Genomic DNA, 9,081 nt, shown 5'->3' on the forward strand with positions numbered 1-9,081 from the left:
AGTACAGCAGGGCAACTGCTAAGAAATCACCTGTCAAGCCACGCAGGAGGCGGCTGATGGAATATTTTTGCGGACTGGATGTTGCGTGGACGAAACTGCGGTGTCCGTCGTCGACGAACATGGTGAGGTGCATTTGACGGTCAAGGTGGAGACCGATCCGGATGCGTTGTTCGTGGTGTTGAAGCCGTTCGTGGCGCGGCTGCGGCGCGTCGGCCACGAGGCCGGATCGCTGTCGCCCTGGCTCAATCCCGAGCTTCTGAAACGCGGCCTTCCGGCGATCTGCCTGGAGACACAGCACGTGGGCGCCGCGATGTCGGCGCAGCGCAACAACACGGATGCCGCCGATGCGCTCGGCATCGCCCACATCATGCGCACCGGCTGGTTTCGTCAGGCCCATATCAAGACGCAGGATTGCTATCGGATGCGGCTTTTACTGACCCACCGGCGCAACCTGAAGCGCAAGTTCGTCAATTTTGAGAACGCCTCCGGCACTCGCTGAAGGCGTTCGGCATCAAGCTTGGCGGCACGTCGCGTGGCGCTTTCGACCAGGCGGTGCTCGCGGCCGATCCGCTGTCAGCCGAGTTGATGGACGCCATGTTGTCGGGGCGCGCCGTTCAGTGGCGGGAATATTGCCGGCTGCACGATCTGGTGGTGAGATCGTCGCGCGTAGCGAGCTGTGCCGACGCTTCATGGCCATCCCCGGCGTCGGCCCGGTGACGGCGCTCTCCTTCATGACGGCGATCGACGATCGCGCTTCCGCCGCTCGCGTGACGTCGCCGCCTACTTCGGGCTGACCTCGCGGCGATGGCAGTCGAGCACATCGATCGACGTCCAGGGACGCATCTCGAAGGCTGGCGACGCGGCCGTGCGGCGCGCGCTCTACGAGGCGGCGTCGGCGCTGATGACGCGCCTCCGCGGCATGGACAAGGGCAAAAGCTTGGGCCGGGAAATCGCCAAACGCTCCTGCCATCGCAAGGCGTGCGTGGCGGTGGCGCGCAAGCTGGCGGTGATCATGCACGCCATGTGGAGCGACGGAACGTTCTACGTCGGCGATCCGGCGGCAAGCCCAACCGACGCTGCCCAGCGCGCTCATCTCAAGGACCGCAAGCTGCTCGGAGCCCATCGATGAGCAGGGGATCGTCAGTTGAAACGCAGGGCGTCAGCAACGTGAACGACGCCAGCTGAACACGAAGATCCGCCTTGGCGGATGAGGACCGATGCAGACCAGGAACGACGGAACGCACGTTATCTTGCCTGCGGCCGCGCCGATCCACAGACGGCCGGACCGCGGTCGATTGCCTGTGACGATGCTCCGCCAGTCCGATGGAAAAGTGCGCCACGACGGTTCGAGCGCTGCCACAGTGCAGCCGAAACACCCGTCGCAGAGCGCGTAAGACTGCTCGGCGCATCGGAACTCGACGCCAAAACGTGGAAACGTAGCGTGGAGAATAAATTCGTATATTATCGTAGATGGAAGGAGAAACGACGATGCGTACAAATTCTCGCCTAGCACGACCGATTAAGACGGCTAGATAAAAGGCCGCGAGGTGCGGCGTCGATCGGTCGTTGTTTTTTAATGGAATTTCCGGCGATTTCGCGAGGTGCGGGTTTTCCCTGCACCTCTCAAATCGTCGATTTTCGTTCTTCGTCCGTAGCTTGGTGCGATGTGCGGCCGCCTGGCTGACCTTGAGTTGGGGCCGGGAAAGGAGGGCGGCGTGGTCAGAGACTGTTCTTGAGGTAGCCGCTAGTCGGTAGACAAGGAGCTATTGGATAGACCACGTTAGAAACCTCGCCGACCTAGCCTGAGGTGGCCGCGATCGGCGAACGGCTCGCTGCAGCAGAGGGGCTTCACCTCGGCTCCTTCACCTCGGCCCGAAGAGTCGACGTCGCCAGCGCCGGCCGTAGGATGGCGGCCGAGCGCAGGCTTGTCGGTTGGCCACTCCCCAGCCGCACTGCGGCTGCAAGGCTTCACGGCCTCAATGGAAGCGCCTCGTCGCGACAAGCCCGCCCCAAAACGAGAATCCGTCGTAGGGCGGTCGGGCGCGGCATATGTCCGAGATGCAGGCGCCGCGCGTTGCCAACTGAACTGGCTGTCGGCTGCCAGGGGTCTCGCAATCTTGAAGCGGATCGCAACCGTCGTATTGCCGACTGATGGTTTTACGTCACTGACTGATCGCCATCACAGCATATGGGAGAGTTTGCCACGTCCAGGATGAACCGCCGCGCCTTGCTTTTCCACACTCCGGCAGCGCTGTCGTCGCCTCGACGGTTGGGGCAAAAGGCGCTCGGTACAGAGCCGCCGGGTTCGCCCTTTACGAAATAGGCGGTAGCAGCGACGACGCCGACAGAGTCAGCCGGGAGGAGGAGAGGTACTGCTCACCAGCAGCGAATATAATCGGTCAGGGAAGGGGATCGTCTGTCCAAGTCGATATCTTTTAGGGAGGGAGGCGCGTGAGACTTTTTCGCGAGTGGCCTAGGAAGCGGTCAGCAACTTTCAGATGTGCCCGTCGGAAACGACGTTGATTGATTGTTGGGAGTGTGGACCGGACTGGCCACTTAGGATCAGCGACGGGCCGCAACTGCCAAAACCGCGTCCATACATTGTCGCTTTCAGGGGGCAGGCCTTCAAGATTGGAGAGTTAGCGGCAGCCGTTTTCTGTCGGTGCGAGCCGGCGAAGCGATGCAGTCGATTCCACATTTTCAGCAGCCAGTCGAAACAACCGTCGAGGGCCAGAAATCACGTGTGCCCCCATCTGCGCGGATATCTTGTTTGGCGATTCATGTATCTCCAGGTTGTCGTTTGGTGCGACCACTAACCGGAACTGGAGATTTGCACGGCCCCGACTGCCATGAAGCGGTTCGTTGGAAACCCAATCAAGGGTAGATAGGCGTTGCCTGAAAAGCCCAGCACGTTGGAGCGCAGGCCAAGCCCCTCCGCTACGAAACTTAGGGTAGCGCAAACAACACCGGCATCACGCCAGGCCAAGCTTTCTCCATTCACATAGCCTGCATCAATTTTTGACAGGTCTGCTACCAACCGAAGGGTGCACCCTAGGGCGGTTCCCAGTACCCCATTCACCTGCTCTCTGTTGAGTTCGGCTGCCTGGGATGAGGCGCCGAGTAAAGCTGCAGCGTGTCTCGTGGGCAGATACGCGCGTGCCGCATGATCGCTGTTCGACATTTGATAAATGATCTGGACGGCGTGCAATCCACCTGCTGAGGGTGAAATCCGGTGTTCCAAAGGCACGCCGGCACGTCCGATCCCACAAGATTCGCGGGTCCTGCACGCGTACCAAAGCAACGCTTCAATGTCTCGCCAGCTTACGGGTCCTCCAGTGGCGGATCGGCGCGACTGCATTACGTCTATAAATGACCGATCGCGCTGCTCTTCCGGCTTTGGAAGTTCACGTATCACCGCGCCTGCCGGTAACCAGGCAGACCAGTCAAGAGGCTGCTCCCTCGGAGCAGGTTCTTCAGTGAGGCGTCCAGCCAAGAGCCGACCAAGTGTTGTAGTGCTTCACGCAACCCCTGCATTTGCCGCAGGCGTAGTTCCCAACGTGGCACGAGTGCGCCCAGCCGCGAGTCCGATTTTTTCAGGAGCCGGCTGACACATTCGCTTGAAGTGGCCCAGATCGCCCAGGGAATAGCCGAGTTCATCAACCACACATACAAGACTACTTTGCCTGAACCTATTGACGTTAGGTTGTGTTTCGCCGCTGGTCTGGTTCACGACATTGGCCATCCGCCATTCGGTCACAACGGTGAACGGGCGCTCGACAATGCGATGCTCGAATATGGCGGGTTTGAGGGCAATGCCCAAACCTTGCGAATCCTGACCAGGCTAGAGAAGAAGGTCAAATACGCCAAAGCTCTCGAGGGCGATGGCGATATAAGGGCCGGTCTAAACCTCTGCCATCGGACGCTGGCTTCTGTCCTGAAGTACGACAACATGATCAAAGCCGTGCGCCCTGAAGGCTCAAAGGTGGAGAAGGGCTACTACGCTACGGAAAAAACGATCGTCGAGAATATCAAAAGCTCAGTAATAGGCGACTTCAAACTGAAGCGCGGAAAAGAGTTCAAGTCGCTCGAATGCTCGATAATGGATCTGGCAGACGACATTGCATATTCCGTCTACGATCTTGGAGACTGCCTGAAGGTCGGGTTCCTCAGTCCTGCGAAGATCCTGGCGACCAAGGATGCGCTGTTGGAAAAGGTGGCAGCGACCGTATCGAAGCAGATCAAGGAGGACGTCAGCAAGGAAGATGTGCTCGACGTATTCTTCGATATTTTTGCCGGACTGTTCCAGGGCGAGCCCGTTAACGATGAAAGTGGCGCGGGGGTAGATGCGACTGGGAGTTCGGATGGCGCCGGAATGCGCAACCACGAGGATCGGGACAGTCTGCAGCCAGCCGAGGCGGCCAGAAGACAGAAGCTGGAGGCCGAGCGGGTAGGATTCAAGCGATTTACCGCTGTCTATAAGACGTCCAGGCTGATCAGTGATGACGGATACAACCGCACAGAGTTGTCGTCGCAACTGGTGCACGAATTCATCTCGTCAGTGGAGTTGGACTACAATGAGCAATGTCCGCCTCTGAGCCAGGTGAAGCTGACCAAAGGGCGATTGCGCAGGAAGGAAGTCTTGAAACAGTACACCTATGAGGCCGCTATCTATGCCCCGCGCGTGAAGCTCGGCGAATATCGAGGTTACGATGTCGTGACCGATCTTTTCGAAGCGCTGATGGCTGACAAGGGCGATATTCTGATGCCAGAGGACGTCAGAGAGCGTTTCAACAAAGCAGACAACATCACTGGCCGGGCCCGCGAAGTGTGCGATTTCGTGGCGGGGATGACGGATCGGTATTCCATCGAGTTCTGGGCGCGTTTGAAATCCGACTCAGCGGAAAGCATGTTCAAGCCGATCTGACAAGACCGGCGAATTTCAGGATGAGCGGCTTTGAGTTGCACCGCCGAATAGGATTGACCGGCGTGCTTGGCGCTGGCCAACTTCATGGCGAACGTTCCGCTATCGAACTGGACCATCTCTCATAGGAACGACCTTTATACCGGACGGCCCCTGCCTCATTCCAGTTTGGCGTGAAGGTTCTTGCGCCGTCTAAAGCGCGTCGCGTTTGAACGGACTCCAACGGACTCAGGCGACCCGCTTTAGGTCTTTGTTTTTATGCATGTCGCTGTCTCAAAATCGGGGCCACTTTTGAGCGACATGCATTAGAGGTTCAATGGCTGGCGTTGCGTTGGTGGTTGGCTATCTTGTTAATGAGAAGCGCGGATGCATCTCCGCGCTCAGCGTTCTGCTTGTGTCATTTCCCGTCCCGGCGACGCGAAAGCCGGACGCCAAGCCCCCCTCCGTTTTCGGGAATGAATTCGATTCCTGCCGCTTCGAAGGTGGCACGAATCGCCTGAAGAGTGCTGGGCTTGAGTTGATCGCCTTGCTCTAGGCGAGTGATTGTCTGCGTTGCGACTTGGGCAATTTCGGCCAGTTCTCGCACCCCCAGCCAAGAGCTGCTCGCGCCATCCTGGACTGGATAGGGCTAATTTCATCACCCTGTAATGATTTTTGTTGCCCGCTCACGCCTCGACCTGTAGTCTTTCACCGCACATAAGACGGTCGAACGACGTGCTCGCACACGCCGTTCGACCTGACCACAACCCAAGCTGTTTGGAGCTCGGATCATGGCTGATTCCGACAATACCATGAGTTTGCTTTTCGTCACCCGCAGGAAGGTGCTTGCGGGAACAGCAATCGCAATGGCGGCGACGCAGGCTACATCGTTTGCTCGCATCGACTTGGAGGGTGATGACGCCATTGATCCTGCGGTGGCGGTGTGGAAACGATGGCAGGCGGCTTGGGAGGAGGCTGAACGGCTTTGCACTCAGCAGCAGCGGCTGGAGAGTGTACTTATCGAGACCGTTGGCTTCCCTTGCACGACAGTTACCTTGTCCGACGGCGAGAGCGTGACAGTTCACTCCGTTGAAGCCCTCCAGGAATTGCTCGGTGTTCGTCCGGTTAACACAGTGGCCCGCACCCAAGCTGAAGCTGAAATCGTAGCCAATCAGGCGCGCTGGGATGCCGCCGCGAGGGAGATTGGTTATTCGACAGCCTTACTTGCTGAGCGCGAAGCTGGCGAGCGGGCGAAGAAATTGCTCGAAGCCTTATCCCAAGTTCCTGCAACGTCGCTCGCCGGTATAGCCGCCAAGCTAAATGCAGCGCTTAGGGAAGGGGAGTATTCGCTACATGACAGTGAGCCCCCGTGGCCACAGATCCGCTCGGCCTTAGACGATATAGCTCGGATTAGAGAGCAGAAAGTCTCACGCTGAACTTCGGCAATAAGGTTCCGAAATCGCGATCATTCGGCGGTTTGGTAATTTTCGCGGGGCTTACCGAATCAAACTCTCTATCCATGGAGTGACTGATGCAGTCCCGAAAGGTATTTGCGGAGCCAGGACGCCCCCGCGTCATCCAGGCATGGCCAAAGACTGAAACCGAGTGTAGCCCGCATCCCGCAGATCAGCACGTCGGCAGGCAGATCGCCATCGTTCGTCTCCAGTCGGACGTATCGCAAGCCCAGCTTGCCCGATCCATAGGCATCAGTTTCCAGCAGCTTCAGAAATACGAGAACGCGAAAAACCGCGTTAGTGCCTCCATGCTCTACGATATCGCTAGTTCACTGGCCGTCCCAGTCAGCCGTTTCTTCGGAGGCCTGCCGGGCAATGAGACTGACCGTGACGTTGCCACGCTAGCGGTCGATGAGCGCATCGATTTTATTGCCAGCGCGGAAGGCCGACGCCTGATTGAAGGCTGGTGCAACTTCATCCACGGGTGCGCGGCCGTGTGTCGGCCTTGATCGCTGCATTAGGGGAGGAACTGGCGGCCGTCGACCCAAAGCAGGAGAGCGGAACGTCCGCCGAACCCATGCCGGTCGAGGGAGGGTTGGCGTAGATGATTCCTTGTAGAAAGCTCGCGAGTGCTCCTTTCATCACGCTCCTCATTGATTGACAGGCGCCGGGAGTTCCAGAGCCCCGGAATGACTTCCGGAAGCAAAGCGGAAGTAGAAAAGGAAACGGGAGCGTACATAACGGTCATGCGCGATTACGCAGATTTCGACGATCCTTGCTCTGACCGCGCAATCGCGCGTTCGAAATCGGGCAAGTGCAATGAAGGCAACACGCAGAGATGCCAGTCGGCAGGTCGAGGGCGTCCCATATTCTCGGCGGCGCGCTGTCGACGACGCCTTGCTGGAACGAACGGTTCAACTCTTCGAGGCACGCACCGGTCGTTTGTTGTCGAAGGAAGAAGCGCGCCAGATCGTGGAAAACGTCAGCGGGTTCTTTCGCATCCTTGCCGAATGGCACAAGATGGATTGAGTAGCACCGACCGGCACGTGAAATCGCGCTATGGCTCTTCGCCGCCTCAGATGACATGAGGAAAAACGGTTCCGCCGACTGCAGGTTCGCATGTTGTGGCCAGGCCTGACCGCCAACATGCCAATCACATGCGCCGTTTCGTGACTGCGAAGGAGCGGAGATGAAGCCGATCGACAAGCGAGCAGCACCGAAGGCGAAGCCCGGCAGCTTGGTGAAAGCGCTGCTTTATGCGCGCGTGTCCTCGAAAGAGCAGGAGAAAGAAGGCTTTTCGATCCCGGCGCAATGTAAGCTGCTGAGAGAATATGCTCTTCAGCGGCAGTTTGGCATTGTTGAGGAATATGTTGATGTCGAGACCGCCAAGAACACCGGGCGGACCAACTTCGGCGAGATGGTCAAATATCTGCGCAAGCATCCTGGCGTACGCGTCATCCTGGTCGAGAAGACCGATCGGCTCTACCGCAACCTCAAGGATTGGGTGACGCTTGACGAACTCGATGTCGAGATCCACCTCGCCAAGGAAGGCGTGGTGCTGTCGCGAGACTCGCGATCCTCGGAAAAGTTCATGCATGGCATCAAGGTGCTGATGGCCAAAACTACATCGACAATCTTTCTGAGGAAGCCCGGAAAGGGCAGATGGAAAAGGCGGAACAGGGGATCTGGCCGTCCAAGGCGCCGCTCGGCTATCTCAATGTCACGGCCAAGGACGGTAAGAAGGTCATCGAGCCGGACCCGGTGGTAGCGTCGGTTATCACCAAGCTATTCGAGCGCTACGCGACCGGCCAGTATTCACTCAAGGCGCTCACGAAGGCGGCGCATTGCGACGGCCTCATCCATCCAAAGAGCGGCAACCCAGTACCGGTCAGCACCGTGCACACGATTTTGCGCAATCGGCTCTATACGGGCCTGTTTCAATGGAATGGCAGGCTGCACCACGGCAAGCACGAGCCGTTGGTATCGATCGACCTCTGGGAACGAGTCCAGGGCGTCCTGGCAGGCCGGCACGCGACCCCTATCCATTCCTATGGTTATGAGTTCGCCTTCTCGGGCCTCATGACCTGCGCTGAGTGCGGCTGTGCGGTCGTGGCGGAGGTCAAGAAGGGCAAATACATCTACTACCACTGCACGGGACATGCCGACAAAGGCCGGGGCGGCTATGCCGACTGTCGTCGCAAATATGTTCGCGAGGAGGTGCTGGATAAGACTTTTGCCGGGCTCCTAGACCAACTTCATTTCGATGAGGAGGTTCTGGAATGGGTACGCGACGCGCTGAAGGCGAGCCATGCAGATGAGCGGCGGGAGCAGGAACAGGCGATTGAGCGGTGTCAGACTCAGTACAAGCGTCTCGAAGACCGCCTCAACGCCATGTACCTGGACAAGCTCGACGGCCGCATCGACAATGCCTTCTACGACCGCATGTCGGCGCAATGGCGCGTCGAACAAGCGCGTCTGCTGCGTGAGATAGAGCGCCATGGCGAGGCGCAGGAATCATACATGGACGATGGGATCCAACTGCTTGAGCTAGCCCGCAACGCCAGCCAAATGTTCACTCACCAGGCCCCAAATGAGAAAAAACGGCTTTTGAATCTGGTGCTGTCGAACTGCGAATGGAATCGCGGCGAGGTCCGCACGGTCCTCAGGCAACCGTTTGATTTACTTGCGGAAACGGCCGCGTCTGCGGTAGCTGCACAAGCTCGCGGG

The 9,081-nt window shown here is 58.4% G+C and carries 7 protein-coding genes and 2 pseudogenes; 7 read left to right on the plus strand and 2 right to left on the minus strand.

The window, feature by feature from the left end; translation table 11 throughout:
* The first annotated feature begins 56 nt into the window (after nucleotides 1-56).
* A pseudogene (locus NKK52_RS31930) lies at nucleotides 57-1,129 on the plus strand (IS110 family RNA-guided transposase).
* A 1,683-nt stretch (nucleotides 1,130-2,812) separates the two neighbouring features.
* Here the strand turns inward: NKK52_RS31930 and NKK52_RS31935 are convergent.
* Nucleotides 2,813-3,208 carry a hypothetical protein gene (locus NKK52_RS31935; protein WP_198031479.1) on the minus strand — a complete coding sequence of 132 codons (396 nt, stop codon included), beginning with the start codon at nucleotides 3,206-3,208 and terminating at the stop codon, nucleotides 2,813-2,815.
* A 396-nt stretch (nucleotides 3,209-3,604) separates the two neighbouring features.
* Here NKK52_RS31935 and dgt point away from each other — a divergent pair, with 396 nt between their 5' ends.
* On the plus strand, nucleotides 3,605-4,924 hold the full coding sequence (dgt, locus tag NKK52_RS31940) for a dGTP triphosphohydrolase (protein WP_280940308.1): 1,320 nt from the start codon (nucleotides 3,605-3,607) through the stop codon (nucleotides 4,922-4,924).
* A 394-nt stretch (nucleotides 4,925-5,318) separates the two neighbouring features.
* On the opposite strand, the pseudogene NKK52_RS31945 reads toward dgt, so the two are convergent.
* Nucleotides 5,319-5,533: pseudogene (locus tag NKK52_RS31945) on the minus strand (helix-turn-helix domain-containing protein).
* A 158-nt stretch (nucleotides 5,534-5,691) separates the two neighbouring features.
* On the opposite strand from NKK52_RS31945, the gene NKK52_RS31950 reads away from it, so the two are divergent.
* The 5 genes from NKK52_RS31950 to NKK52_RS31970 form a co-directional block, all read left to right on the plus strand.
* Nucleotides 5,692-6,336, plus strand: a complete 645-nt coding sequence (locus NKK52_RS31950) for a hypothetical protein (protein ID WP_023682437.1) — start codon at nucleotides 5,692-5,694, stop codon at nucleotides 6,334-6,336.
* A 95-nt stretch (nucleotides 6,337-6,431) separates the two neighbouring features.
* On the plus strand, nucleotides 6,432-6,863 hold the full coding sequence (locus NKK52_RS31955) for a helix-turn-helix domain-containing protein (protein WP_352630980.1): 432 nt from the start codon (nucleotides 6,432-6,434) through the stop codon (nucleotides 6,861-6,863).
* 310 nt (nucleotides 6,864-7,173) lie between these two features.
* Nucleotides 7,174-7,383, plus strand: coding sequence for a hypothetical protein (locus NKK52_RS31960; RefSeq protein WP_023682435.1), 210 nt, complete (start codon nucleotides 7,174-7,176; stop codon nucleotides 7,381-7,383).
* Between the two features lie 160 nt (nucleotides 7,384-7,543).
* Complete coding sequence (locus tag NKK52_RS31965; protein WP_352630984.1) at nucleotides 7,544-8,122, plus strand: recombinase family protein; 579 nt, start codon at nucleotides 7,544-7,546, stop codon at nucleotides 8,120-8,122.
* The coding region (locus NKK52_RS31970; protein WP_352630987.1) for a recombinase family protein at nucleotides 8,017-9,081 on the plus strand (1,065 nt) is incomplete at its 3' end. The genes NKK52_RS31965 and NKK52_RS31970, both read left to right, overlap by 106 nt.

Origin of the sequence: Mesorhizobium sp. C277A (assembly GCF_040324395.1) — a bacterium.
Taxonomy (GTDB): domain Bacteria; phylum Pseudomonadota; class Alphaproteobacteria; order Rhizobiales; family Rhizobiaceae; genus Mesorhizobium.

What these genes read in the sequence shown, in the direction of transcription:
- NKK52_RS31965 (WP_352630984.1), top strand. Translation starts at nt 7,544, where the DNA reads ATGAAGCCGATCGACAAGCGAGCAGCACCGAAGGCGAAGCCCGGCAGC.
- NKK52_RS31960 (WP_023682435.1), top strand. Translation starts at nt 7,174, where the DNA reads ATGAAGGCAACACGCAGAGATGCCAGTCGGCAGGTCGAGGGCGTCCCA.
- NKK52_RS31955 (WP_352630980.1), top strand. Translation starts at nt 6,432, where the DNA reads ATGCAGTCCCGAAAGGTATTTGCGGAGCCAGGACGCCCCCGCGTCATC.
- NKK52_RS31950 (WP_023682437.1), top strand. Translation starts at nt 5,692, where the DNA reads ATGGCTGATTCCGACAATACCATGAGTTTGCTTTTCGTCACCCGCAGG.